General features: G+C 69.5%; 22 protein-coding genes. 20 read left to right on the top strand and 2 right to left on the bottom strand.

Annotated elements, in window-relative coordinates; all coding sequences use genetic code 11:
* The first annotated feature begins 153 nt into the window (after positions 1-153).
* The 7 genes from typA to OFY01_RS14870 all read left to right on the top strand — a co-directional run bounded on the left by typA (position 154) and on the right by OFY01_RS14870 (position 9,109).
* Complete coding sequence (typA, locus tag OFY01_RS14900; RefSeq protein ID WP_266600032.1) at positions 154-2,070, top strand: translational GTPase TypA; 1,917 nt, start codon at positions 154-156, stop codon at positions 2,068-2,070.
* Between the two features lie 154 nt (positions 2,071-2,224).
* On the top strand, positions 2,225-2,908 hold the full coding sequence (locus OFY01_RS14895) for an alpha/beta fold hydrolase (protein WP_266600030.1): 684 nt from the start codon (positions 2,225-2,227) through the stop codon (positions 2,906-2,908).
* 383 nt (positions 2,909-3,291) lie between these two features.
* Positions 3,292-4,920 carry a peptide ABC transporter substrate-binding protein gene (locus OFY01_RS14890; RefSeq protein ID WP_266600028.1) on the top strand — a complete coding sequence of 543 codons (1,629 nt, stop codon included), beginning with the start codon at positions 3,292-3,294 and terminating at the stop codon, positions 4,918-4,920.
* A gap of 165 nt (positions 4,921-5,085) precedes the next feature.
* Positions 5,086-6,018: an ABC transporter permease gene (locus OFY01_RS14885; RefSeq protein ID WP_266600026.1), complete on the top strand. Its 933-nt coding sequence runs from the start codon at positions 5,086-5,088 to the stop codon at positions 6,016-6,018.
* Positions 6,011-6,952, top strand: a complete 942-nt coding sequence (locus OFY01_RS14880; protein ID WP_266600024.1) for an ABC transporter permease — start codon at positions 6,011-6,013, stop codon at positions 6,950-6,952. Before OFY01_RS14885 ends, OFY01_RS14880 begins: the two co-directional genes overlap by 8 nt.
* Positions 6,953-6,963: 11 nt before the next feature.
* Positions 6,964-8,010 carry an ABC transporter ATP-binding protein gene (locus tag OFY01_RS14875; RefSeq protein WP_266600022.1) on the top strand — a complete coding sequence of 349 codons (1,047 nt, stop codon included), beginning with the start codon at positions 6,964-6,966 and terminating at the stop codon, positions 8,008-8,010.
* Positions 8,003-9,109 carry an ABC transporter ATP-binding protein gene (locus OFY01_RS14870; RefSeq protein WP_266600020.1) on the top strand — a complete coding sequence of 369 codons (1,107 nt, stop codon included), beginning with the start codon at positions 8,003-8,005 and terminating at the stop codon, positions 9,107-9,109. The genes OFY01_RS14875 and OFY01_RS14870 overlap by 8 nt, the downstream gene beginning before the upstream one ends.
* Positions 9,110-9,200: 91 nt before the next feature.
* Here the strand turns inward: OFY01_RS14870 and OFY01_RS14865 are convergent, their stop codons facing one another.
* Positions 9,201-9,332 carry a hypothetical protein gene (locus OFY01_RS14865; protein WP_266600019.1) on the bottom strand — a complete coding sequence of 44 codons (132 nt, stop codon included), beginning with the start codon at positions 9,330-9,332 and terminating at the stop codon, positions 9,201-9,203.
* Between the two features lie 119 nt (positions 9,333-9,451).
* Between OFY01_RS14865 and OFY01_RS14860 the strand changes: the two genes are divergently transcribed.
* The 5 genes from OFY01_RS14860 to OFY01_RS14840 are packed head-to-tail and all read left to right on the top strand — an operon-like array spanning position 9,452 to position 15,103.
* The gene (locus tag OFY01_RS14860) at positions 9,452-11,080 is read left to right on the top strand and encodes a peptide ABC transporter substrate-binding protein (RefSeq protein WP_266600017.1); all 1,629 of its coding nucleotides are present in this window, start codon (positions 9,452-9,454) and stop codon (positions 11,078-11,080) included.
* A gap of 49 nt (positions 11,081-11,129) precedes the next feature.
* Positions 11,130-12,053, top strand: a complete 924-nt coding sequence (locus tag OFY01_RS14855; RefSeq protein ID WP_266600015.1) for an ABC transporter permease — start codon at positions 11,130-11,132, stop codon at positions 12,051-12,053.
* Complete coding sequence (locus OFY01_RS14850; RefSeq protein WP_266600013.1) at positions 12,046-13,023, top strand: ABC transporter permease; 978 nt, start codon at positions 12,046-12,048, stop codon at positions 13,021-13,023. Before OFY01_RS14855 ends, OFY01_RS14850 begins: the two co-directional genes overlap by 8 nt.
* A gap of 6 nt (positions 13,024-13,029) precedes the next feature.
* Positions 13,030-14,070: an ABC transporter ATP-binding protein gene (locus OFY01_RS14845; RefSeq protein ID WP_266600011.1), complete on the top strand. Its 1,041-nt coding sequence runs from the start codon at positions 13,030-13,032 to the stop codon at positions 14,068-14,070.
* The gene (locus tag OFY01_RS14840; RefSeq protein WP_266600009.1) at positions 14,054-15,103 is read left to right on the top strand and encodes an ABC transporter ATP-binding protein; all 1,050 of its coding nucleotides are present in this window, start codon (positions 14,054-14,056) and stop codon (positions 15,101-15,103) included. Before OFY01_RS14845 ends, OFY01_RS14840 begins: the two co-directional genes overlap by 17 nt.
* A 151-nt stretch (positions 15,104-15,254) precedes the next feature.
* Here the strand turns inward: OFY01_RS14840 and OFY01_RS14835 are convergent, their stop codons facing one another.
* Positions 15,255-17,417: a prolyl oligopeptidase family serine peptidase gene (locus OFY01_RS14835; RefSeq protein WP_266600007.1), complete on the bottom strand. Its 2,163-nt coding sequence runs from the start codon at positions 17,415-17,417 to the stop codon at positions 15,255-15,257.
* A 196-nt stretch (positions 17,418-17,613) separates the two neighbouring features.
* On the opposite strand from OFY01_RS14835, the gene OFY01_RS14830 reads away from it, so the two are divergent.
* The 8 genes from OFY01_RS14830 to OFY01_RS14795 all read left to right on the top strand — a co-directional run bounded on the left by OFY01_RS14830 (position 17,614) and on the right by OFY01_RS14795 (position 25,360).
* Positions 17,614-17,808, top strand: coding sequence for a hypothetical protein (locus OFY01_RS14830; RefSeq protein ID WP_266600005.1), 195 nt, complete (start codon positions 17,614-17,616; stop codon positions 17,806-17,808).
* A 117-nt stretch (positions 17,809-17,925) separates the two neighbouring features.
* Entirely contained in the window at positions 17,926-18,816 is an 891-nt protein-coding gene (gene mshB / locus OFY01_RS14825) for an N-acetyl-1-D-myo-inositol-2-amino-2-deoxy-alpha-D-glucopyranoside deacetylase (RefSeq protein WP_266600003.1), read from the top strand.
* Entirely contained in the window at positions 18,816-19,292 is a 477-nt protein-coding gene (locus OFY01_RS14820; protein ID WP_266600001.1) for a DUF6113 family protein, read from the top strand. The genes mshB and OFY01_RS14820 overlap by 1 nt, the downstream gene beginning before the upstream one ends.
* Before the next feature lie 153 nt (positions 19,293-19,445).
* Positions 19,446-21,626 carry a hypothetical protein gene (locus OFY01_RS14815; RefSeq protein WP_266599999.1) on the top strand — a complete coding sequence of 727 codons (2,181 nt, stop codon included), beginning with the start codon at positions 19,446-19,448 and terminating at the stop codon, positions 21,624-21,626.
* 197 nt (positions 21,627-21,823) lie between these two features.
* On the top strand, positions 21,824-22,768 hold the full coding sequence (locus OFY01_RS14810; RefSeq protein ID WP_266599997.1) for an ABC transporter ATP-binding protein: 945 nt from the start codon (positions 21,824-21,826) through the stop codon (positions 22,766-22,768).
* Positions 22,765-23,505, top strand: a complete 741-nt coding sequence (locus OFY01_RS14805; RefSeq protein ID WP_266599996.1) for an ABC transporter permease — start codon at positions 22,765-22,767, stop codon at positions 23,503-23,505. Before OFY01_RS14810 ends, OFY01_RS14805 begins: the two co-directional genes overlap by 4 nt.
* 2 nt (positions 23,506-23,507) lie before the next feature.
* A complete protein-coding gene (locus OFY01_RS14800; RefSeq protein ID WP_266599995.1) occupies positions 23,508-24,722 on the top strand; it encodes a sensor histidine kinase in 1,215 nt (404 codons plus the stop codon).
* The gene (locus tag OFY01_RS14795; RefSeq protein WP_266599994.1) at positions 24,719-25,360 is read left to right on the top strand and encodes a response regulator transcription factor; all 642 of its coding nucleotides are present in this window, start codon (positions 24,719-24,721) and stop codon (positions 25,358-25,360) included. Before OFY01_RS14800 ends, OFY01_RS14795 begins: the two co-directional genes overlap by 4 nt.
* Positions 25,361-25,549 lie beyond the last annotated feature (189 nt).

Below are 25,549 nucleotides of genomic sequence, written 5' to 3'. Positions count from 1 at the left end.
ACCTGGCCGCCCGCCTTCCCCAAAGGCCCGGCCGAGCTGTAGCCCCGTGCGCCAAGTAGCATGGGGTAAGGCCGTGGCATGTCCAGCCCGGCAGGGCGCGCGTAACACAGATGTACGCGCAGCCGTCCACTCACTCCGGGAGTACGCCGCAATATGGCTGTGACTGCAACGCGTCACGACATCCGTAACGTCGCCATCGTCGCCCACGTCGACCACGGCAAGACCACCATCGTCGACGGAATGCTCAAGCAGGCCGGCGCCTTCGCCGCGCACCAGCTCGAGTCGGTCGACGACCGCGTCATGGACTCGAACGACCTGGAGCGTGAGAAGGGCATCACGATCCTCGCCAAGAACACGGCGGTGAAGTATCACCCCAAGGACGGCGGGGACCCGATCACGATCAACATCATCGACACCCCCGGCCACGCCGACTTCGGCGGCGAGGTCGAGCGCGGTCTGTCGATGGTCGACGGCGTCGTCCTGCTCGTCGACGCCTCCGAGGGCCCGCTGCCGCAGACCCGCTTCGTGCTGCGCAAGGCGCTCCAGCAGCGGCTTCCCGTCATCCTGTGCATCAACAAGACGGACCGCCCGGACTCGCGGATCGATGAGGTCGTCAACGAGACGTACGACCTCTTCCTCGACCTGGACGCCGACGAGGAGCAGATCGAGTTCCCGATCGTCTACGCGTGCGGCCGTGACGGTGTCGCCTCGCTGACCAAGCCGGCCGACGGCACGGTGCCGACCGACTCCACCAGCCTGGAGCCGTTCTTCTCCACCATCCTGGAGCACATCCCGGCCCCGACGTACGACGAGGAGGCCCCCCTCCAGGCGCACGTCACCAACCTCGACGCCGACAACTTCCTCGGCCGCATCGCGCTGCTCCGCGTCGAGCAGGGCGAGCTGCGCAAGGGCCAGACCGTGGCCTGGATGAAGCGCGACGGCTCGGTGCAGAACGTGCGCATCAGTGAACTGCTGATGACCGAGGCGCTCACCCGTAAGCCCGCCGAGATGGCGGGCCCGGGTGACATCTGCGCCGTCGCCGGTATCCCGGACATCATGATCGGCGAGACCCTGGCCGATCCGGAGAACCCGGTCGCGCTTCCGTTGATCACGGTCGACGAGCCGGCCATCTCCATGGTGATCGGTACGAACACCTCGCCGCTGGTCGGCCGCGGCGGCACCGGCAAGGGCGCCGACGCCAAAGCGGCGGTCAAGGACCGCAAGGTCACCGCCCGCCAGGTCAAGGACCGCCTGGACCGCGAGCTGATCGGTAACGTCAGCCTCCGCGTCCTGGAGACCGAGCGCCCGGATGCCTGGGAGGTGCAGGGCCGCGGTGAGCTGGCCCTGGCCATCCTCGTCGAGACCATGCGCCGCGAGGGCTTCGAGCTGACCATCGGCAAGCCGCAGGTGGTCACCAAGGAGGTCGACGGCAAGATCCACGAGCCGGTCGAGCGCATGACGATCGACGTGCCCGAGGAGCACATGGGCGCCGTCACGCAGCTCATGGGCGTCCGCAAGGGCCGTATGGACAACATGTCCAACCACGGCTCCGGCTGGGTCCGCATGGAGTTCGTCGTGCCGTCGCGCGGTCTGATCGGCTTCCGTACGGAGTTCCTGACCAACACCCGCGGTACGGGCATCGCCCACTCCATCCACGAGGGCCACGAGCCCTGGGCGGGCACTCTGACGACCCGCAACAACGGCTCGCTGGTCGCCGACCGCGCCGGTGCCGTCACCGCCTTCGCGATGACCAACCTCCAAGAGCGCGGCGTGCTCTTCGTCGAGCCGGGCACCGAGGTGTACGAGGGCATGATCGTCGGTGAGAACTCGCGTGCCGACGACATGGACGTGAACATCACCAAGGAGAAGAAGCTCACCAACATGCGCTCCAGCACCGCCGACGTGACGGAGTCCATCGTCCCGCCGCGCAAGCTCTCCCTTGAGCAGTCCCTGGAGTTCTGCCGCGACGACGAGTGCGTCGAGGTCACCCCGGAGGCCGTGCGCATCCGCAAGGTGAACCTGGACGCCCGCGAGCGCGCCCGCGCCGCCTCGCGCGCCAAGCACAGCTGACGCCGGCGAAGTCGAGGGCCCGGTAGCTCCCTTCGGGGGCGCCGGGTCCTTCGCGTGGGGCGAGGGCGTGCGCCGACCGGGTCCGGTGCCTGGTCCAGGTGAGCCGGGCCTGATTCGTGCCCCGCGGAGCCCTCCGGCCGCTTAGTCTCTGGGCATGGGTGATCACCGCTCGGTCGATGTCGGAGGTCTGCGGCTGTCCTGTCGGGTGTCCGGCCGCACGGACGCTCCGCCGCTCGTCCTTCTGCACGCGCTCGGCGAGGACGCCACCGACTGGGAGCCGGTGCTGCCCGTGCTCGCCCGTCGCCGCAGGGTGTACGCCCTCGACCTCAGGGGGCACGGCCGAAGCGACTGGCCGGGGGAGTACTCGCTCGAACTCATGCGGACCGATGTTCTCCGATTTCTTGACGCCCTCGGACTGGGACAGGTGGAACTCATCGGGCACTCCATGGGCGGGGTGGTGGCCTACCTGATCGCGCAGGAGCAGCCGGAGCGCGTGGGCCGGCTCGTCCTGGAGGACACCCCGTTGCCCCGCCCCCGGGAGCCCGTGCCACCGGTGCGACCGGACGGGGACCTGAACTTCGACCGGCGGATGGTGCTCGCCGTCCGGCAACAGCTCGACTCGCCCGACCCCGACTGGCTGGAAAGGATCGGTGCGATCACCGCCCGGACTCTCGTGGTGGGCGGCGGTCCGGGCAGCCATGTGCCGCAGGACGGCGTGGCCGAACTCGCTCGGCGCATCCCGGAGGGGGAATTGATCACGATTCCCGCCGGGCACCTCATCCACCGAGCGTCACCGCGAGCGTTCGCGGAGGCGATCGAGACCTTCCTGCCGGGGTGATCCCGGCACCTGCCGGACACCGGGCATTTGCCCGCGAAGGCAACCGAATTTCCTTGACGCGGCGTCCGTTAGTCGGACGCAACTGACCGTTACATGTGTAACGCGTCCGTTTCGTGGGCCTCTATCTCGGATCTGTTTGTCCGGATTTTGGGAGATGCGCGCGCCAGGTGTGATCGAACCGAGACCGAATGGGTGTTGGTGATGGCCCCCCGATGGCCAATAGTTGACGCGGTAGAGCTCGGGTCAATGGGTCACGCGCTGTGGGGAGCGCCGACTCACGAGCACACGGGGCAGGCTTGCGTGACGGCCGTCAGGGGTGGCGGCGGGCGTATGTGTGTCCTCTCTCTGTTGCAGTGAACTAGTGGACTCATGAGGAGGAACCCATGCGTGGTGCCAAGAGCGCCAAGTGGGTGGCGGGTGCGGCAGTCGTGGCCCTCGCAGCTACCGCGTGCAGCGGTGGCAGTGGCAGTGGCAGCGGCAAGAGCGACAAGGCCGCGGTGAACCCGAACGGCACGTTCTCCGTAGAGGTGGGTGAGCCGCAGAAGCCGCTGCAGCCCGCCAACACCATGGAGTCCAACGGCAGCATCGTCGTCCGGTCGCTGTTCTCCGGGCTTGTGGGCTACACGCAGTCCGGCAAGCTCACGATGATCAACGCCCAGTCGGTCACCTCGAAGGACAACAAGACCTTCACGGTCAAGCTGAAGCCGGGCTGGAAGTTCCACGACGGCACGCCGGTCACCGCCCAGTCCTACGTCAAGGCGTGGAACTGGGACGCCCAGCCGAAGAACAAGATGACGAACAGCTTCTGGTTCTCGGACATCCAGGGCTACTCGGACGTCGCTCCCGACAAGGGCAAGCCGAAGGCCGACGCCATGTCCGGCCTCAAGGTCGTCGACGACAACACGTTCACCATCACGCTGAACAAGCCGATGCCGTACTTCGCGTACAAGCTCGGCTACGAGGTCTTCGACCCGCTGCCGGAGTCCTTCTACAAGGACCCGAAGGCCGCCGGTCAGCACCCGATCGGCAACGGCCCGTACAAGTTCGTCAGCTGGGACCACAACAAGCAGATCGTGGTCAAGAAGTTCGACGGCTACAAGGGCCCGAACGCCGCCAAGAACGGTGGCGTGATCTTCAAGAACTACTCCAAGCTCGAGACGGCCTACCAGGACCTCAAGTCCGGCAACCTGGACGTCATGCGTCAGGTCGCCCCGCGTGACCTGCCGGTCTACAAGCAGGACCTCGGCAAGCGCGCCGTGGACCAGTCGTACTCCGCGATCCAGACCATCGCTGTCGCCTTCTACAGCAAGCAGTGGAAGCACATCAACCCGAAGGTCCTGCAGGGCCTTTCGATGGCGATCGACCGGGACACGATCACCAAGACCGTCCTCCAGGGCACCCGTGAGCCGGCCACCGGCTGGGTCGCCAAGGGCATCATGGGCTACCAGCCGAACGCCGCGGGCGACATCACCACGTACAACCCGACGAAGGCCAAGCAGCTCATCAAGGAAGGCGGCGGCGTTCCGGGTAACAAGATCTCCATCCAGTACAACGCGGACGGCGGTCACAAGGAGTGGGTGGAGGCTGTGTGCAGCTCCATCACCAACGCCACCGGTGTGAAGTGCGTGGGCGACTCGAAGCCCGACTTCCAGACGGACCTCAACATCCGTGACCAGCACAAGGTCAAGTCGCTGTACCGCTCCGGCTGGGTGCTGGACTACCCGTTCATCTCGGACTTCATCCGCGAGGTGTTCGGCAGCAAGGCCGACGGCAACCAGGGTGGCTTCTCCAGCAAGAAGATCGACGACGACATCGCCAAGGCGGACTCCGCCAAGACGCTGGAGGACTCGGAGAAGCAGTACCAGGCCATCGAGAAGGAGCTGGTCAACTACATGCCCAGCATCCCGCTCTGGTACTACAAGGTCAACGCCGGCTACTCGGAGCGCGTCTCCGGTGTCGCGTACAACCAGTCCGGTGACCCGATCCTGACCGGCGTTCAGGTCAAGAAGTAATCGCTGACCACAGCATGTGCCGTGCCGCACTCCACTGCCTGGGTGCGGCACGGCGCCGGCCGGATCGGCCGAGGCCCTTTTCGTCGCATCCGCACGACACCCGTTGGTGAGGGGCGTGCGGATGAGAGGGGAAGGGCCCTCCGCTGTAACTGACATGGAGGCACCATGGGGCGCTATGTCGCACGACGACTGCTCCAGATGATCCCGGTCTTCATCGGGACCACGCTGCTCATCTTCCTGATGGTCTATGCCCTGCCCGGAGACCCCGTGCGCGGGCTCTTCGGAGACAAGGGCGGCAGCCCAGCCGTCATCAACGCGCTGCGGCACCAGTACGGACTCGACAAGCCGGTCCTGGTCCAGTACTGGGACTACATGCGGGGCATGATCCTGCACTTCGACTTCGGCACACAGATCGGCAGCGACCAGCCGGTCACGCAGGTCCTGGGGCAGGCGTTCCCGGTGACGATCCGGCTCGGGCTCCTGGCGTTCGCCATCGAGACCGTGCTCGGCCTGGTGCTCGGTGTCGCCGCGGGCATGCGCGCGGGCAAGGCGACCGACACAGCGATCCTGTTCCTCACGCTGCTGCTCATCTCCGTTCCGATCTTCGTGCTCGGCTACATCTTCCAGACGGTCTTCGCGTTCCAGCTGGGATGGATGTCGCCGTCGGTGAACGACGCCACGAACTACGGGCAGTTGCTGATGCCGGCCATCGTGCTGGCGAGCGTCTCCCTCGCCTATGTGGCGCGGCTCACGCGTACCTCGGTCGCCGAGAACCTGAGGGCCGACTACATGCGCACCGCCATCGCCAAGGGCCTGCCGCGCCGCCGGGTGATCGGTGTGCACCTGATGCGCAACTCGCTCATCCCGGTCGTCACCTTCCTCGGCACCGACCTCGGGGCCCTGATGGGCGGCGCGGTCGTGACCGAGGGCATCTTCAACATCCACGGCGTCGGCGGAACGATCTACCAGTCGATCATCCGCCGCGAGGGCACCACGCTGGTCGGTCTCGTCACGATCCTCGTCCTCGTCTATCTCGTCGCCAGCCTCATCGTCGACCTGCTGTACGCGGTCCTGGACCCGAGGATCCGTTATGCCTGAGATGACCACCACGCCCGCTGAGAAGACCACCACCACCGCCACGGGCGGACCGGGACAGCCGGAGCAGAAGCCGGAGAAGGTCCGCGGCCTGTGGGGCGACGCCTGGCGGGACCTGCGCACCAACTGGATCTTCATCGTCTCCGCGGTGCTGATCGTGCTGCTGCTCGTGATGGCGGCGTTCCCCAGTCTGTTCACCGACGCGGACCCGGCCAAGGCGAACCTCGCCAAGCACTACCTGCAGCACCCGAACTACGGCCACATCTTCTCGGCCGACTGGCTCGGTTACGACGCGCAGGGCCGCAGTGTGTTCGCCCGTGCCATCTACGGCACCCGCGCCTCGCTGCTCGTCGGCGCAGGCACGACGCTGGTCGTCACCGTCGTGGGCGGCCTGATCGGCATGATCGCCGGTTACTTCGGCGGCTGGGTCGACGCGGTGCTCTCCCGCATCACGGACATGTTCTTCGGCATCCCGTTCCTGCTCGGCACGATGGTGATGCTGAACTCCTTCCCCAACCGGTCGATCCTGACCGTCATCATGGCGCTGTCGTTCTTCGGCTGGACCCAGACCGCCCGCGTCATGCGTGGTGCGGTCATCACGGTCAAGAGCCAGGACTACGTCCACGCGGCCAAGGCGCTGGGCGCGGGCACGCCCCGCATCCTCTTCCGCCATGTGCTGCCGAACGCGGTCGCGCCGGTGATCGTCGTCGCCACCATCTCGCTCGGTATCTACATCGGCGCCGAGGCGACGCTGTCGTTCCTGGGCCTCGGTCTCAACGGCGTCTCGTGGGGCAACGACATCTCCGACGGCGGTAACTCGATCCGCATCGCGAAGTTCATCATGCTCTACCCGTCGATCATGCTCAGCATCACGGTGCTGGCGTTCATCATGCTCGGTGAGGCCGTCCGTAACGCCCTCGACCCGAAACAGCGCTGAGGGAGGCGTACGTGACCACCACCCAACAGGCACCCTTCGTGCCGACGCCACGTGCCGAAGGCCCATTGCTCGAAGTGCGCGACCTGCACGTCGAGTTCCACACCCGCGACGGTGTCATCCGTGCCGTCAACGGCGTCAACTACAGCGTGTCCGCGGGCGAGACGCTCGCCGTGCTCGGTGAGTCCGGCTCCGGCAAGTCGGTGACCGCTCAGGCCATCATGGGCATCCTGGACATGCCCCCGGCGAAGATCCCGCAGGGCGAGATCCTCTTCCAGGGCCAGGACATGCTGAAGATGTCCGCCGAGGAGCGGCGCGGTCTGCGCGGCGCGAAGATCGCCATGATCTTCCAGGACGCACTGTCCTCCCTGAACCCCGTGCTCACCGTCGGCTACCAGCTGGGCGAGATGTTCCGGGTGCACCAGGGCCTCGGCAAGAAGGAGGCCAAGGCCAAGGCCATCGAGCTGATGGACCGGGTGAAGATCCCGGCCGCGGCGGCCCGCGTCAACGACTTCCCGCACCAGTTCTCCGGCGGTATGCGCCAGCGCATCATGATCGCCATGGCGCTGGCCCTGGAGCCGGACCTGATCATCGCCGACGAGCCCACCACCGCTCTCGACGTGACGGTCCAGGCGCAGGTGATGGACCTGCTCGCGGAGTTGCAGCGCGAGTACAACATGGGCCTCATCCTCATCACCCACGACCTGGGTGTGGTCGCCGACGTCGCCGACAAGATCGCGGTGATGTACGCGGGCCGGATCGTGGAGCAGGCGCCGGTGCACGAGCTGTACAAGCGCCCCGCCCACCCGTACACCCGCGGTCTGCTGGACTCGATCCCGCGTCTGGACCAGAAGGGCCAGGAGCTCTTCGCGATCCAGGGCCTGCCGCCCAACCTGCTCAAGGTGCCCACGGGCTGCGCGTTCAACCCGCGCTGCCCCATGGCGCAGGACATCTGCCGCACCGACCTCCCGGCTCTCGTCGAGGTGAGCGAGCAGGACGGCGGAGTGCTGCCCGGCCGGCGCAGCGCCTGCCACTTCTGGAAGGAGACGATCCATGGCTGACATCGACAAGGGCGAGGCCGTGGACGCGACCCCGGACGCCGCGGCGGCCTCGCTGGAGAAGCCGCTGGAGCGCGGTGAGCCGATCCTTCAGGTGCGCAACCTGAAGAAGCACTTCCCGCTGACGCAGGGTGTCCTCTTCAAGCGGCAGATCGGCGCGGTCAAGGCCGTGGACGGGATCTCCTTCGACCTGTACCAGGGCGAGACCCTGGGCATCGTCGGCGAGTCCGGCTGCGGCAAGTCGACCGTCGCCAAGCTGCTGATGAACCTGGAGCAGGCGACCGAGGGCGAGGTCTTCTACAAGGGCCAGGACATCACCAAGGTGTCCGGCCGCGCCATGAAGGCCGTCCGCCGCAACATCCAGATGGTGTTCCAGGACCCGTACACCTCGCTGAACCCCCGTATGACGGTCGGCGACATCATCGCGGAGCCCTTCGACATCCACCCGGAGGCGGCACCGAAGGGCGACCGGCGCCGCAAGGTGCAGGAGCTGCTCGACGTCGTCGGCCTCAACCCGGAGTACATCAACCGGTACCCGCACCAGTTCTCCGGCGGTCAGCGCCAGCGCATCGGCATCGCCCGGGGCCTCGCGCTCAACCCTGAGATCATCATCTGCGACGAGCCGGTCTCGGCGCTCGACGTCTCCGTCCAGGCGCAGGTCATCAACCTGATGGAGAAGCTCCAGGACGAGTTCAACCTGTCCTACATCTTCATCGCGCACGACCTGTCGATCGTGCGGCACATCTCCGACCGGGTCGGCGTCATGTACCTGGGCAAGATGGCCGAGATCGGTACCGACACGCAGATCTACGACCACCCGACGCACCCGTACACGCAGGCGCTGCTCTCCGCCGTGCCGGTGCCGGACCCGGAGTCCCGCGAGGGCCGCGAGCGCATCATCCTCACGGGCGATGTGCCCTCGCCGGCCAACCCGCCCTCCGGCTGCCGGTTCCGCACCCGCTGCTGGAAGGCGCAGGACAAGTGCGCGGAGGAGGTTCCGGTGCTGGCCGTTCCGGAGCGCTTCAAGAGTTCCGACTCCCCGGCCGCGCACGAGTCGGCGTGCCACTTCGCCGAGGAGAAGAACGTGGTGCACACGGGCTGATCCGTCGTGCCGAGCCGGCCGTGGGACCGTACTGGTCCCGCGGCCGGCTCTTTTCATGCCCGAGCGCGAAAGAGTGCGAGGGAGCCGGCCGTCACCCGCCGTCCCGGTCACCCGCCTTCCCGTATCGTCGGAAGTCGCCTGTCTCCACGGTCCAGGATCCCTCCAGGTGGTCGGCGTACTCGGCCAGCTCCTCGGCGATCGCCCGCGTCTTCTCGTACTCCATGTCTTCAAGGTAGCCCTCACCGCCGACACCCACGCCTGGGCGAGTCCAGAGTGCGCGATGTCCGTCTTGCGGTGATATTTAGCCGTACGTGACATGTGATCGGTAAGAGGAGGCACTCCATGCGTGGAGCCACGCACGCCAAGTGGGCCGCTGGTGCGGTGGTCGTCGCCCTCGCGGCGACCGCCTGCGGGGGAGGGGGCAGTAGTGGCGGCAGCGGTGCCTCCGGGATCGTGCGGTCGTCCTGGGGCGACCCGCAGAACCCCCTGGAGCCCGCCAACACCAACGAGGTCCAGGGCGGCAAGGTCATGGACATGATCTTCCGCGGCCTGAAGCGGTACGACCCGAAGACGGGCAAGGCCGAGAACATGCTCGCCGACAAGATCGAGACGAAGGACTCGCAGAACTTCACCATCACCGTCAAGGACGGGTGGAAGTTCTCCAACGGTGAGAAGGTGACCGCCAAGTCGTTCGTCGACGCCTGGAACTACGGCGCCAGCCTCAAGAACGGGCAGAAGAACGCCTACTTCTTCGGGCAGATCGACGGCTACGACAAGGTCCACCCGGAGAGCGGCAAGCAGACCGCCGACACCCTGTCCGGCCTCAAGGTCACCGGCCCGCTCACCTTCACCGTCAAGCTGAACCAGAAGTTCTCGACCTGGCCCGACATCCTCGGCTACGCCGCCTTCGCTCCGCTGCCCAAGGTCTTCTACACCGACCACGCCGCGTACGTGAAGAAGCCCATCGGCGACGGACCGTACACCGTGGAGTCGTACCAGAGGGGCTCCCAGATGTCCCTGCGCAAGTGGGACGGCTACCCGGGGTCCGACAAGGCGCAGAACGGCGGCGTCGACCTCAAGGTCTACACCGACAACAACACCGCCTACACCGACCTGACGGCGGGCAACCTCGACCTCGTCGACGACGTGCCCGCCTCGCAGCTCAAGAACGTCAAGAACGACCTCAACGGCCGGTACATCAACACTCCCGCCGGGATCATCCAGACGATCGCCTTCCCGTTCTACGACCCGGCCTGGAACAAGCCGAACAGCGACAAGGTCCGCAAGGGCCTGTCCATGGCGATCAACCGCCCGCAGATCACCAAGACGATCTTCAACGACACCCGCACCCCGGCCACCGACTGGACCTCCCCGGTCCTCGGCAAGGACGGCGGCTACAAGGCGGGGCTCTGCGGCGACCTCTGCAAGTTCAACCCCACCGAGGCGAAGAAGCTCATCCAGGAGGGCGGCGGCATCCCCGGCGGTCAGCTGAAGATCGGCTACAACGCCGACACCGGCAGCCACAAGCAGTGGGTGGACGCCGTCTGCAACTCCATCAACAACGCCCTGGGCAACGACAAGGCGTGTGTCGGCGCCCCCACCGGAACCTTCGCGGACTTCCGCAACAAGATCACGAACCAGAAGCTGAACTACCCGTTCCGGGCCGGGTGGCAGATGGACTACCCGCTCATCCAGGACTTCATGCAGCCGCTCTACTACACGGACGCCTCGTCCAACGACGGCAAGTGGTCCAACAAGCAGTTCGACGCGCTCGTGGACAAGGCCAACGCCGAGCCCGACACCGCCAAGGCCGTGCAGGACTTCCAGAAGGCCGAGGAGATCGTCAGGGACAACATGGTGACCATCCCGCTCTGGTACCAGAACGGCAGCGCCGGCTACTCGAGCCGTGTCAGCAACGTCTCCCTCAACCCCTTCAGCGTGCCCGTCTACAACGAGATCAAGGTGAAGTGAGCCGGCGGGAAGCGGAGACAGACGCACAGAGAGGGGGCTGGGAGTTCCCATGGGACGCTATGTGATCCGGCGGCTGCTGCAGATGATCCCCGTCTTCATCGGGGCGACCATGCTGATCTTCCTCATGGTCAACGTGATGGGCGACCCCATCGCGGGCCTCTGCGGCGAACGCGCCTGCGACCCCGCCACCAAGGCCCAGCTGCAACAGGAGTTCGGCCTCGACAAGCCGGTCTGGCAACAGTACGTGACGTACATGGGGAACGTGTTCACCGGCGACTTCGGCACCGCGTTCAACGGCCAGAAGGTCACCGACCTGATGTCGACCGCGTTCCCGGTCACCCTCCGGCTCACTCTCGTGGCCATCCTCTTCGAGATCGTCGTGGGCGTCACCCTCGGCGTGGTCACGGGCCTGCGGCGCGGCAGGCCCGTCGACACCTCGGTGCTGATGCTCACGCTGGTCGTCATCGCCGTCCCCACCTTCGTCACCGGTCTGCTGCTGCAACTGCTGCTCGGCGTGAAGTGGGGCTGGATCGACCCGGCCGTCTCCCCGGCGGCGAACTTCTCCGAACTCATCGTGCCCGGCCTCGTCCTGGCCTCGGTCTCGCTCGCCTACGTGACCCGGCTGACCCGCACCTCCATCGCCGAGAACCGGCGCGCCGACTACGTGCGCACCGCCATCGCCAAGGGGCTGCCGCAGCACCGCGTCATCACCCGGCACCTGCTGCGCAACTCGCTCATTCCCGTCGTCACCTTCATCGGCGCCGACATCGGCTCCCTGATGGGCGGCGCCATCGTCACCGAGCGCATCTTCAACATCCACGGCGTCGGCTACCAGCTCTACCAGGGCATCGTGCGCCAGAACTCCCAGACGGTGGTCGGCTTCGTGACGATCCTCGTGATCGTCTTCCTCGTGGTGAACCTGATCGTCGACCTCCTGTACGCCGTACTCGACCCGAGGATCCGCTATGCCTGAATCCCAGCAGCCGGACGGCGCCATCGCCGGAACGGGCGCGGGCGGAGCCATGGACCTCGCCACCGGCGAGGCCACGACCCTGGAGAAGACGCCCGGTGGGCCGGAGGGGACAGGGCCCCAGGGCAAGCCACGCAGCCTGTGGTCCGACGCCTGGCACGACCTGCGCCGCAACCCCGTCTTCCTCGTCTCCGGCGCGATCATCCTCTTCCTCGTGATCATCTCGATCTGGCCGCAGCTCATCGCCTCCGGCAACCCGCTCGAATGCCACCTGTCCAAGGCGCAGCAGGGCTCCCAGCCCGGCCACCCGTTCGGCTTCGACGGCCAGGGCTGCGACGTCTACACGCGCACCGTGCACGGCGCCCGCAACTCCGTCACCGTCGGCGTCTGCGCCACCCTCGGCGTGGCACTGCTCGGCTCCGCGCTCGGCGGCCTCGCCGGGTTCTTCGGCGGATTCTGGGACGGACTGCTCTCCCGGATCACCGACATCTTCTTCGCCATCCCGGTCATCCTCGGCGGTCTCGTACTCCTGTCGGTCGTCACCAGCAACACGGTCTGGCCCGTCGTCGGCTTCATCGTGCTGCTCGGCTGGCCGCAGATCGCGCGTATCGCCCGCGGCGCCGTCATCACCGCCAAGCAGAACGACTACGTCCAGGCGGCACGCGCGCTCGGCGCCTCCAACTCACGGCTCCTGCTGCGGCACATCGCGCCCAACGCCGTCGCCCCCGTCATCGTCGTCGCGACCATCGCCCTGGGTACGTTCATCGCCCTCGAAGCGACCCTGTCGTACCTCGGCGTCGGCCTGAAGCCGCCCGCGGTCAGCTGGGGCATCGACATCTCCGCCGCGTCGCCCTACATCCGCAACGCGCCGCACATGCTGCTGTGGCCGGCCGGTGCCCTGGCCATCACGGTGCTCGCGTTCATCATGCTCGGCGACGCGGTGCGCGACGCCCTCGACCCCAAGCTGAGGTAGCCGCCCATGCCGCAGACCGAGACGCAGCCGCAGCCGCGGTCCACCACGGCCGAACCGCTGCTCGACGTACGCGACCTGCACGTCGAGTTCCGTACCCGCGACGGTGTCGCCAAGGCCGTCAACGGCGTCAACTACACCGTCCACGCGGGCGAGACACTCGCCGTGCTCGGCGAGTCGGGCTCCGGCAAGTCGGTCACCGCGCAGGCCGTCATGGGCATCCTCGACGTCCCGCCGGGGCGGATCGCGGGCGGTGAGATCCTCTTCAAGGGCCGCGACCTGCTCAAGCTCAAGGAGGACGAGCGCAGGAAGGTCCGCGGCGCCGAGATGGCGATGATCTTCCAGGACGCCCTGTCCGCCCTCAACCCCGTGCTCTCGGTGGGCGAACAGCTCGGCGAGATGTTCGTCGTCCACAAGGGGATGTCCAGGAAGGACGCCAAGGCCAGAGCCGTCGAGCTGATGGACCGGGTCCGCATCCCCGCCGCCAAGGAACGGGTCGGCCAGTACCCGCACCAGTTCTCCGGCGGCATGCGCCAACGCATCATGATCGCGATGGCGCTCGCCCTCGAACCCGACCTGATCATCGCCGACGAGCCCACCACGGCCCTCGACGTCACCGTCCAGGCCCAGGTCATGGAACTCCTCGCCGACCTCCAGCGCGAACTGCACATGGGGCTCATCCTCATCACCCACGACCTGGGCGTGGTCGCCGACGTCGCCGACACCATCGCCGTGATGTACGCGGGCCGGATCGTCGAACGCGCCCCCGTCCACGAGATCTACAAGGCACCCGCGCACCCCTACACCAAGGGCCTGCTGGAGTCGATCCCACGCCTCGACCAGAAGGGCCACGAGCTCTACGCGATCAAGGGACTCCCGCCCAACCTCATGAACATCCCGCCCGGATGCGCCTTCCACCCCCGCTGCCCGATGGCCCAGGACGTCTGCCGCAGCGTCGTCCCGCCGCTCGCCGAGGTCACCGGGGTTCCCGGGAACCGCCGCAGCGCCTGCCACTTCTGGAAGGAGACGCTCGATGCCGCAGACCAGTGAACCCGCCGGTGAGCCCATCCTCGAAGTGAGCGGCCTCGTCAAGCACTACCCGCTCACCCAGGGCATCCTCTTCAAGAAGCAGATCGGCGCGGTCAAGGCCGTCGACGGCGTCGACTTCACCCTCCGGCAGGGCGAGACGCTCGGTATCGTCGGCGAGTCGGGCTGCGGCAAGTCGACCGTCGCGAAGATGCTCGTCAACCTGGAACGCCCCACCGCGGGAGCCATCAAGTACAAGGGCGAGGACATCACCAAGCTCTCCGGCCGCGCCCTCAAGGCGGTCCGCCGCAACATCCAGATGGTGTTCCAGGACCCGTACACCTCGCTCAACCCCCGCATGACGGTCGGCGACATCATCGGGGAGCCCTACGAGATCCACCCCGAGGTCGCGCCGAAGGGCGACCGCCGCAAGCGGGTGCAGGACCTCCTCGACGTCGTCGGCCTCAACCCCGAGTACATCAACCGCTATCCGCACCAGTTCTCCGGCGGCCAGCGCCAGCGCATCGGCATCGCCCGCGGCCTGGCGCTGCGCCCCGAGATCATCGTCGCCGACGAGCCGGTCTCCGCGCTCGACGTGTCGGTGCAGGCCCAGGTGGTCAACCTCCTGGACGGCCTGCAGAGCGAGTTCGACCTGTCGTACGTCTTCATCGCCCACGACCTGTCGATCGTGCGGCACATCTCCGACCGGGTCGGCGTCATGTACCTGGGCCGCGTCGTCGAGATCGGCTCCGACACGGAGATCTACGACCATCCGACCCACCCGTACACGCAGGCCCTGCTCTCGGCCGTCCCGGTGCCGGACCCGTCCGCCCGCGACCGCCGCGAGCGGATCATCCTGCACGGCGACGTCCCCTCGCCCGCCGACCCGCCCTCCGGCTGCCCGTTTCGCACCCGCTGCTGGAAGGCGCAGGAACGGTGTGCGCGCGAGGTGCCGCTGCTCGTCGTGCCGGAGGCATTCCGCGGCGCCGAGGGCCCCGCGGTCCACCCGTCGTCCTGCCACTTCGCGGAGGAGATGCAGGTGGTCCCGTCGGAGTGACACCCTGCCCGGACCCGGCTTTACACACGGGCAACTCGCCCGACGCGGCACCGATATACGAACGGGCCACAGTGAGGAACGTACGGCCGTGCGGGTGCCGTGGACCGGGCCGGAGCGCACCACGTCGCTCCGGCCCGGTCGCCGTCTCGGGCTACCTGAGTCCCAACGACCGCTTCAGGAAGTCGACCTGAAGCAGCAGCAGGTTCTCGGCGACCTGTTCCTGCGGGGTCATGTGCGTGACCCCGGACAACGGCAGCACCTCGTGCGGCCGCCCGTCCGCGAGCAGCGCGGAGCTCAGCCGCAGCGCGTGGGCGACCACGACGTTGTCGTCGGCGAGCCCGTGCACGATCAGCATCGGCCGGTGCGCCTGGGCCGCCTCGGACAAACCGTCGTCCGTGACGAGACCACTGTGGGCGTAGACCTCGGGAGCGGCACCCGGATCGCCCAGATACCGCTCGGTGTAATGCGTGTCGTACAGCCGCCAGTCCGTCACCGGCGCCCCCGCGATCCCCGCGTGGAAGACGTCGGGCCGCCGCAGCACCGCGAGCGCGGACAGGTATCCCCCGTACGACCATCCGCGCATCGCGACCTTCGACAGGTCGAGCGGGAACCGGTCGGCCAGCGCCCGCAGGGCGGTGACCTGGTCGTCGAGGGTGACCGTGAAGTCACCGCGTACGGCCTTCTCGCGCCCCGGCGAGATCCCCGGAGTGCCCCGCCCGTCCGCGACGATCACGGCGAACCCCTGGTCCGCGAACCACTGCGACGTCAGATGGGCGTTGCGCGCGGCGACGACGCGCTGCCCGTGCGGCCCGCCGTAGGGATCCATCAGCACCGGCAGCGGCCCGTCCCCGTCCTGGTACGACGAGGGGAGCAGAACGGCGCACGGGACGCCGGCGGCCTCGGTGAGCGTGACACGCGGGGTCAGCAGCGGGCGCTCGGCGTACGAGGCGATGTCCGCGACATGCTTCCCGTCCCGCTCCACACGCACCCGTGCGCCGGGCGTGTCGGGCGTCGCCGATACGAGGACGGTGACCGCGCCGTCGCCGGTGCCGGAGCGGACCGCCGAGTGCACGCCGGGCTCGGCGGAGACGCGCTGCACGCCCAGCTCGTTGACCCGGTACACATGGATCTCGCCGGTCTCGGGGGCCGCCGCGTCCGCCCCCGCAGACGCCGACACCAGCACGTCGCTGTCGCCCACGTCGAGCACGGCCCGCACATGCAACTGCGGCCCGGTCAGCGGGCGTTCGCCGACCGCGAGCACACGGGCCCCGCCCTCGTCCGCGATCCGCACCAGCCGCCCGCTCGGCGACCAGCACGGCACCCCCGGGAACAGCTCGATCCAGGCGTCGTCCTCGTCGGCGTGGACCATCCGCGTCGAGCCGTCGGTGACGTCCACCGCGAGGTACAGCGCGCTGCGCTGGTCGCGGGCCTGGACCAGGAGCAGCGGGGCGCCGTCCGACGACCAGTGGACGCGGGCCAGGTACGGGTAGGCGGCCCGGTCCCAGACGATCTCGGTGCGGCTGCCGTCGAGCGCGTACGCGAAGAGCCGCACATCGGCGTCGGGCGTACCGGCGGCCGGGTAGGCGACCCGCGCCGGTTCGCGGTCCGGGTGCGCGGGGTCGGCGATCCACCAGCGGCGCACCGCGGCGTCGTCGGCGCGGGCGACCAGGAGCCGGTCCGAGTCGGGCGACCACCAAAAGCCGCGCCCGCGGGACATCTCCTCGGCCGCGATGAACTCGGCGAGCCCGTACGTCACCGTGTCGCTCTCCGGCTCGGCCAGCGCGCGGTCGTCCTCGCCCTCGGCGCCCACGACGCGCAGCGCGCCCTTGGCGACGTAGGCGATGTGCCGGCCGTCGGGGGAGGGGCGCGGGTCGATGACCGGGCCGACGGTGGGCAGCCCGCGCGCGGTGCCCGCGCGCAGCTCGGCCGTGAAGAGCCGCCCGGACAGCGAGAACGCGGCCAGCTCGACCGCCGCGTCCGTCCCGTACCCGACGATGCCCGCGCCGCCCTCGCGGCTGCGCTCGCGCCGGGCCCGCTCGGCGGCCGAGAGCCGCTCGGCCGTGCCGCCGAGCAGCGCCGCCGGGTCGGCCGCCGGCCGCTCCCGACCGCTCGCCACGTCGAGCACCCACAGGGCGCCTGCCCGGTCGGTCCCCGACGACGACCTCAGGAAGACGACGCGTTCGCCGTCGGGCGCCACCGTGAACGCCCGCGGCGCCCCGAGCGTGAACCGCTGTGTACGCGCGTGCTGCCGCGGGAAGGAGTACGTCTCGCTCTGTCCGCTGTGTCCGGTTCCGCCGGGCGTCTCGCTGGTCATCCGTGCAGCCTAGGGGGGAAGTCGACCATGCGCCCCCCTGCGCTCCTGGCCGCCCCCGATGCTCCCTCGCGACGACTCATGCGCGACGACGGATAGTTATGATGCGTAGCGCTGTGTTGGGTAGACATCCGTCGGCGGCCGGGTCACGGGCGGCGACCGGATCACGGGTCACGGATCACTTCGGAAGGGGACCGCTGTGGCACTCTCGATCTCGGCCGTGGTGCTGTTCGCGATCATCGTCTTCATCCTGATCAAGAAGTCGGGCCTCAAGGCCGGGCACGCGGTCATCTGCGTGCTCCTCGGCTTCTACCTGGCGAGCTCCTCCGTGGCTCCGACGATCTCCAACCTGACGACCAACGTGGCGGACATGGTCGGCAGCATCAAGTTCTAGATCCCCGCCGTGACAGGCGGCGGGTGGTAGGTGCCGGGTGTCCGGGGACAGGCGGCGGGCGGTAGGTGGCGGGTGACAGGTGACGGGGTCCCCGTCCGCGGGTTCTAGGCTGGGGACATGACCGAACTGCCCGGCCGTCGCCTGCTGCTCGTGCACGCGCATCCCGATGACGAGTCGATCAACAACGGCGCCACCATGGCCAAGTACGCCGCCGAGGGTGCCCACGTCACACTCGTGACCTGCACGCTCGGCGAAGAGGGTGAGGTCATTCCGGATGAACTGGCCCATCTCGCACCGGATCGCGAGGACCTGCTCGGCCCCCACCGCATCGGTGAGCTGACCGCCGCGATGAAGGAGCTGGGCGTCACCGACCACCGCTTCCTCGGCGGTCCCGGCCGGTTCCGCGACTCCGGGATGATGGGCGCCGAGCAGAACGACCGGCCCGGCTCCTTCTGGTCGGCCGACCTCGACGAAGCCGCCGCTCACCTGGTGGCCGTCGTCCGAGAGGTCCGCCCGCAGGTACTGGTCACCTACGACCCGCACGGCGGCTACGGCCACCCCGACCACATCAAGGCGCACCGCGTCGCCATGCGCGCCGCCGAACTCGCCGCCGAGCCGGCCTTCCGCCGCGACCTCGGCGACCCGTACGCCATCGCCAAGATCTACTGGAACCGGGCGCCGCGCACCGTGGTCACGGAGCGGTTCCACTGGCTGGCGAGTGTGCTCGGGCGTACCCCGTTCGACGTGGCCGCGGCGGTGGACGACGTGCCGGGCGTCGTCGACGACGAGCGGATCACCGCGGAGATCGACGGACGGCCGTACGCCGAACGCAAGACGGCCGCGATGCGCGCCCACGTCACACAGGTCGCGGTCGCGGACACCCTCCCCGTCTTCGCCCTCTCCAACCGGCTCGCGCAGCCGCTGTTCGACATCGAGTACTACGAGTTGGTCCGGGGCGAGCCCGGATCGGCCTACGAGAAGGACCTGTTCGAGGGAGTGAGCGCGTGATGAGCGCGGACAAGGGCAACAGCGGTGACCGCAAGAGGGCCGCGTCCCCCGCACCCACGGTGGTGTACGGCGACGGCAGCCTCCTCGCCCGCCCCATCGGCAGCTGGCTCACTCCGGGGCGGGTGGCCACGGTCCTCGTGCTGGTCGCGCTGGGCGCCGTGGTGGGCGCGGCGGGGACACTCGTCCAAGCGGGCTGGTTCCCCGGCGGGTTGCTGCTCGCGCTCGCCGGAGCGGCCGGACTCTTCCTCGGCGGTGCGCTGCTGACCCGCGGCCGGTCGGGGGCCGTGGCGTCCGCGGTGGGCTGGTTCGTCACGGTCATCCTGCTCACCGCGGGCCGGCCCGAGGGCGACTTCATGTTCGGTGCCGGGGCGGGGTCCTATCTCTACATCCTCGGCGGAATGATCGTGGCTGTGATGTGCGCCACCCTCGGGTTCGCGGGACAACCGCCCGCGTCCGCCGCCCGACTTGGGAAGTGACATAACACTTTGGGCGGTCGTCTGCCCGGCCTCGCAAGGGATTCGTCGTCCGGCGCACGTTGAGTCCCCGCGGCGGCCAGTATGGTGGTGCGCGCCGCCGAGCAGCCCGCGCGAGGTCGAGACGGGCGGCGGAGCCAACCGGGAGAACCTGCTTTGAGTCGTGAAACTGACAGTTCGTCCTCCGGGCCCCAGGGGCGCGGCGCCGACGCGTACCCCTCGGGGACGCCCCCGTACGGCACGCCCGCGCAGGGTGCGACGTCCGGTGCCGCCGGTCCGGTGCCCCCGTCGGACCAGGGCGACCCGGACGCCCCCAAGACCGAGACCACGCTGACGACGCGGATCCGGATCAACATCCCCGGCTCCCGTCCCATCCCGCCGGTCGTGATGCGCACGCCGATGGGCGAGGCCGAGGCGCCGCCCGCGAGCGACATCGACGCGGCCCCCGCCCAGGACGGCTACCAGGACCCGTCCACCACCACGTCCGGCGGCCGCCCCTCCGCGCTCGCCGCGTACGCGGCGGGGGAGCCGGGGACGGGCTCCGCCGCGGCTTCCGCTTCCGCCGCCGGTTCCGGCGGCACGGGCGGTGCCGGTGGCGCGGGCGGCGGCGCGTCGCAGCGGGAGGAGAAGACCAGCGACTGGTTCTCCCCGCGCAAGCCCGCGACGCCGCGTGCCGCTGGTTCCGGTTCGGGTTCCGTTTCAGGTTCCGCTTCCGCTTCCGCTTCTGGTTCCGGTTCCGGTTCGCCCTTCGGAGGCGGTGCCGGTGGGCAGGGCGGAGGCAACGGCGGCGCCCCGTCCGGCGGTTCGGGCTCCGGCCTCGGCCCGGGAGCGGGCCCGGGGACCGGCGGGTACGACATGTCGGGCGTGCTCGACGCCGGTCCGCTCGGCGGCGGCGCGGCCCGCGACCGGCAGGACCGCCCCGGTGACGCGCAGCGCAGCGACCTCCCGTACTTCTCCGGAGACCCGGACGAGCGGGGCGACCGCGACCCGGGCCGGCGTGGCCCGGCCGGTCCCATCGGGCCCACGACGGGTCCGGCCACGGGCGACGGCCCGATGGTGCCGCCGCTCGCGCCCAACCCGCCGGTGCCCGGTGGCCAGATGCCGCCCCGGATGAGCGACGACACCGCGATCCTCACGCCGCAGAAGCCCGCCCCCGCGCCGGGCGGACCGGCCCCGTCCGGCTTGGTGGACAACGTCTCCGGCGACACGCTCACCAGCGGCATCCCGGTCGTCCCCGCTTCCGGTGGCTCCGGTGGCTCCGGCGGTCCGGGTGGCGCGGGCGGCCCCGTGGGCCCGACCGCATCCGGCGGCCGCACCCCCACCCCGCACACACCGCCGAAGCTGCCGGACCCGGTGCAGAGCGCACCGGCCGAGTCCGCGGGGAAGAAAAAGAAGAAGGGCCGCAACAAACTGGTGCTGCTCGGCGTGGGCGTGGTCGGCGTGGCCGGTGTCGCGTACGGCGCGGGGCTGCTGATGAACCACTCCGACGTGCCCAAGGGCACCACCGTGTTCGGCGTCGACATCGGCGGCGGCACCCGCGACCAGGCGACCGCCAAGCTGGAGGACACGCTCGGCAAGCGCTCCCACGAGCCGCTCAAGCTCGACGTGGACGGCAAGACGGTCCAGCTCAGGCCCGACCAGGCAGGGCTCTCGCTCGACACGACGGCCACCGTCGCGGCGGCCGCGACCAGCGACTACAACCCGGTCTCGGTGATCGGCTCGCTCTTCGGCAAGCAGCGGGTCGTCGACCCGGTCATGCCGGTCGACGCGGAGAAACTCGACGCGGCGATCCAGCAGGCGGCGGGCGGTGCGGTCTCCTCCAGCGACGGCACGATCAAGTTCGTCCCCGGCAAGGCCGTCGCCGTCTACGGCAAGGCGGGCAAGGGCGTCGACGTGGCCGAGTCGGCGTCCGCCGTCACCCAGGCGTACCGCACGCAGGTCGAGACCGGCAGCAGCACCCCGGTCAAGATGGCCACGACGACACGGAAGCCGACGATCTCCGACGCCGAGGTCGACCGGGAGATGAAGGCATTCGGGAAACCCGCGATGTCGGCCAACGTCTCCGTGCGCACGGACGCCACCCACGCCATCGAGTTCAGCCCGCAGAACTCCCTGTGGAAATTCCTCAGGGTGAAGGCCGTCAACGGCAAACTCGTCGACAGCCCGGACCTGAACGCGCTCAAGGGACTCTACGGAAAGACCTTCGACGGCGTGCTGATCACACGCGGCACCGGAAAGAAGACGCCCGTCACCCCCGAGGACGTGTACGTGGCTCTGCGCCAGGCGTTGCTGAGCACCATCAACCGGAACGCCGTCATCCCGACGAACCCGAACTAGGGACGCACCCGAACCAGGGGCGAACCCGAACCACGGACGAACCCGAACCAGGACCGTCAGGGAGGGGGCCGGCGGGGCGTACGCCCTCGACGGAAGCGCGATCCCCCTCGGCGTGCGTCCCGTATGACATCTGTCATGCGGGACGCACGACTGCGGACACTGCCGGGCGCGCGCCCCGAACGGCCACCATGGCGGGTATGAACACAGACGCAGTGGTCACCTTCGCCGGGGTCGGGAAGACCTACGGCACCGTCAAGGCGGTCGACGACCTCAGCCTTGAGCTGTACCCCGGTCAGACCGTCGCCCTGCTCGGTCCGAACGGCGCCGGCAAGTCCACCTCGCTCGACCTGCTGCTCGGCCTGCGCCCCGCGGACACCGGCACCGTCCGGGTCTTCGGCGCGAGCCCGCGCGAGGCGATCGTGGCCGGCCGGGTCGGCGCGATGCTCCAGAGCGGCGGCCTGATGGACGAGGTGACGGTCGGCGAGCTGGTCCGCCTCACCTGTGACCTGCACCCCCGCGCGTACCCCGTCGGCGACGTGCTCTCCCGCGCGGGCATCACGCAGATCGCCGACCGCAAGGTCAACAAGCTCTCCGGCGGCCAGGAGCAGCGCGTCCGGTTCGCCATGGCGACCGCGGGCGACAGCGACCTGATCGTCCTCGACGAGCCGACCACCGGCATGGACGTCTCGGCCCGCCAGGCGTTCTGGGCGACCATGCGCGAGCAGGCCGATCAGGGGCGCACGGTGCTGTTCGCCACGCACTACCTGGAAGAGGCGGACGCCATCGCCGACCGCGTCCTCGTGCTGCACCGAGGCCGCCTCCTCGCCGACGGCACGGCCGCCGAGATCAAGGCGAAGGCGGGCGCCCGCCGGGTCTCCTTCGACCTGGAGGGCGCCATCGACGAGCAGGCGATGCGCTCCCTGCCGTTCCTCACCACCATCGACGTGTCGGGTCAGACCGTCCGACTCCAGTCCACCGACGCCGACGCGACCGTGCACGCGCTGTACGGGCTCGGTGTCTACCCCCGCAACCTGGAGGTCGCGGGCCTCGGTCTCGAACAGGCCTTCGTGGCCATCACCGCCGCGGAGGACGCGGCGTCCGCCCCCTCGACGCAGACCGCCCAGGAGGCGATGGCGCAGTGAACAGCCTGATCAAACTCGAACTCGTCCGCGCCCTGCGCAACCGGAAGTTCCTGTTCTTCTCCGCGATCTACCCGTCCGTCATCTTCCTGCTCTTCGCCGGCCGGGCGGGCAGCTCCGACAAGGTCGACGGCACCGGCCTCACCCTGGCCTCGTTCATGATGGTCTCCATGGCCTCCTTCGGCGCGCTCACCGCCGTCCTGATGGGCAACAGCGAACGCATCGCCAAGGAGCGCGAGAACGGCTGGGTCCGCCAGCTGCGCCTGACCTCGCTGCCGGGCCGCGGCTACGTCCTCGCCAAGACCGCGAGCGCCGCCGTCGTCTCGCTGCCGTCCATCGTGATCGTCTTCGTCGTGGCCGCCGCCTTCAAGGACGTACGGTTCGACGCCTGGCAGTGGCTCGCGCTGACCGGCGCCATCTGGGCGGGCAGCCTCTGCTTCGCCGCGCTCGGCGTCGCCATCGGCTACCTCGCCTCCGGCGACGCGGTCCGCCCCATCACCATGATCACGTACTTCGGCCTCTCCATCCTGGGCGGCCTGTGGATGCCCACGACGGCCTTCCCGCACTGGCTGCAGGAGATCGCCAAGTGGCTGCCCACCCACGCGTACGCTGCACTGGGCCGGGCCATCGAGCTCGGTGACGCACCGCACGCCGGTGACGTCTCCCTGATCGTCGCGTACTTCCTGCTCTTCGCGGGCGGAGCGGCGTGGCTGTACCGGAAGGACACCTTGAAGGCGTGAGCATGACCACGCAGACGACGGACGGGCAGGACCGCCCCCAAGGCCCCCAAGGCCCCCGGGACCGCTCCCAGGACCGATCCCCGAGGATCGGCCAACCGCCGGAGAACCGCCGCGAGTTCCTCGTGAAGCTCGTGTGGGTCGGCATGTGGCTGGCCTTCCTCGGCGACCCGCTCGCCGACCTGCTCAAGGGCGCCCATAGCACCACGGGCACGGTGCTCGGCGCGATCGGCCTTACGGTGTTCGTCCTCGCGTACGTCGGCCTCGTCCTGCGCCAGACCGGACGGCGCATGGGGCGGCGGCTCGCGTACGGGTGCACGGCGCTGCTGCCGGTCTTCGCCGTGGCCCTCTCCGTGAGCATGGGCCACGACTGGCTCGTCCTGTTCGTCTACGTCTCCGTGGCCTTCGGAGCGGTGCTGCCGCTGAACCGGGTACGCCCGGCGATCATCGCCTCCACGGCCGCCATGGTCCTCGTCGGCCTCACCCTCGGCACAAGCCCGCAGTACTGGCTCGTCATCCCGTCCCTGCTCGGCGGGTTCTCCATGATCGGCGTACGGGAACTGGTGCGCACCGCCCAGGAGCTGCGCCAGGCCCGTGCGCAGGTCGCCCACCTCGCCGCCAACGAGGAGCGGCTGCGCCTCGCCCGCGACCTGCACGACCTCCTCGGCCACTCGCTGTCGCTGATCACGCTCAAGAGCGAACTGGCCGGGCGGATGCTGCCCGACAGGCCCGACCAGGCCGCCGACCAGGTCGCCGACATCGAGAAGGTCAGCCGCCAGGCCCTGGTCGACGTCCGGGAGGCCGTCACCGGCTACCGGCGCCCGCGCCTGGCAGCGGAACTCGCCGGAGCGAAAGCCGCGTTGACGGCGGCCGGGATCGCGGCGGACGTGCCGACGGAGGGGCCGCGGCTGTCGGAGCCGCGCGAGACGGCGCTCGCGTGGACGCTGCGCGAGGCGGTGACGAACGTCATACGGCACAGCGCGGCGCGGCGCTGTGCCATCCACGTCACGCGCCGCGAGACGCTGGACGGCCCGGTCGTCGAACTGACCGTCGAGGACGACGGTTCCGGCGGCTCGGGCGCGGCCCACGGCAACGGCCTGTCCGGCCTGACCGAACGTCTCGCGGCGGTCGGCGGCACGCTGGAGACGGGTGCGGCGCGCGGCGGCGGATACCTCCTGGTGGCCCGGGTCCCGGTGGGCTCCGTAGGATCCGCCGCATGACCACGCAGAACGACACGGGGGGCGCCGCCACGGCGGTGCGCGTCCTGCTCGCCGAGGACCAGTCGATGGTGCGCGAGGCCCTCGCCGCGCTGCTCGGCCTCGAACCGGACATCGAGGTCGTCGCGCAGGTGGCCCGCGGCGACGAAGTCCTCGCGGCGGCGCGCGCCCACGCGGTGGACGTGGCCCTGCTCGACATCGAGATGCCCGGCTGCACGGGCATCGAGGCCGCGGCGGGCCTGCGTTCGGCGCTGCCGGAGCTGAAGATCGTCGTCCTCACGACCTTCGGCCGACCCGGCTACCTGCGCAGCGCCATGGAGGCGGGCGCGGACGCGTTCCTGGTCAAGGACGCCCCCGCCGCCCAGCTCGCGGCGGCGGTCCGCAAAGTCCTGGCGGGGGAGCGGGTCATCGACCCCACCCTGGCCGCGGCGGCCCTCGCCGAAGGCGCGAACCCGCTCACGGACCGCGAACGGGAGGTGCTGCGGGCGGCGTCGGACGGCCGCACCAACGCGGAACTCGCCCGTGACCTGCACCTCTCGCAGGGCACGGTCCGCAACTACCTCTCGACGGCGATCCAGAAGCTCGCGGTCCGCAACCGCGCGGAAGCGGTGACACGGGCCCGGGAACAGGGCTGGCTCTAGGACCTGCCCCGTCGGCCGAGTGCCGCGGCGACTCTCTTTCCCGAAGCGCCGCCCCGAACAGCCCGCCGCTTCGCCCGGCTCCCGGCCTGTGCGGCCCGCCGCCTTGGGCAGGCTGCCGCCTGGGGCGCCAGGGTGGGCAAGGCGGCACCCCCGGCGCGGCGGGCACACGCGGACGGGTGTGGCCACGTC

The organism is Streptomyces beihaiensis (assembly GCF_026274175.1).
Taxonomy (GTDB): domain Bacteria; phylum Actinomycetota; class Actinomycetes; order Streptomycetales; family Streptomycetaceae; genus Streptomyces; species Streptomyces beihaiensis.
The sequence above is the reverse complement of the archived record's forward strand: the minus strand, read 5'-3'. Positions and strand labels throughout refer to the sequence as shown.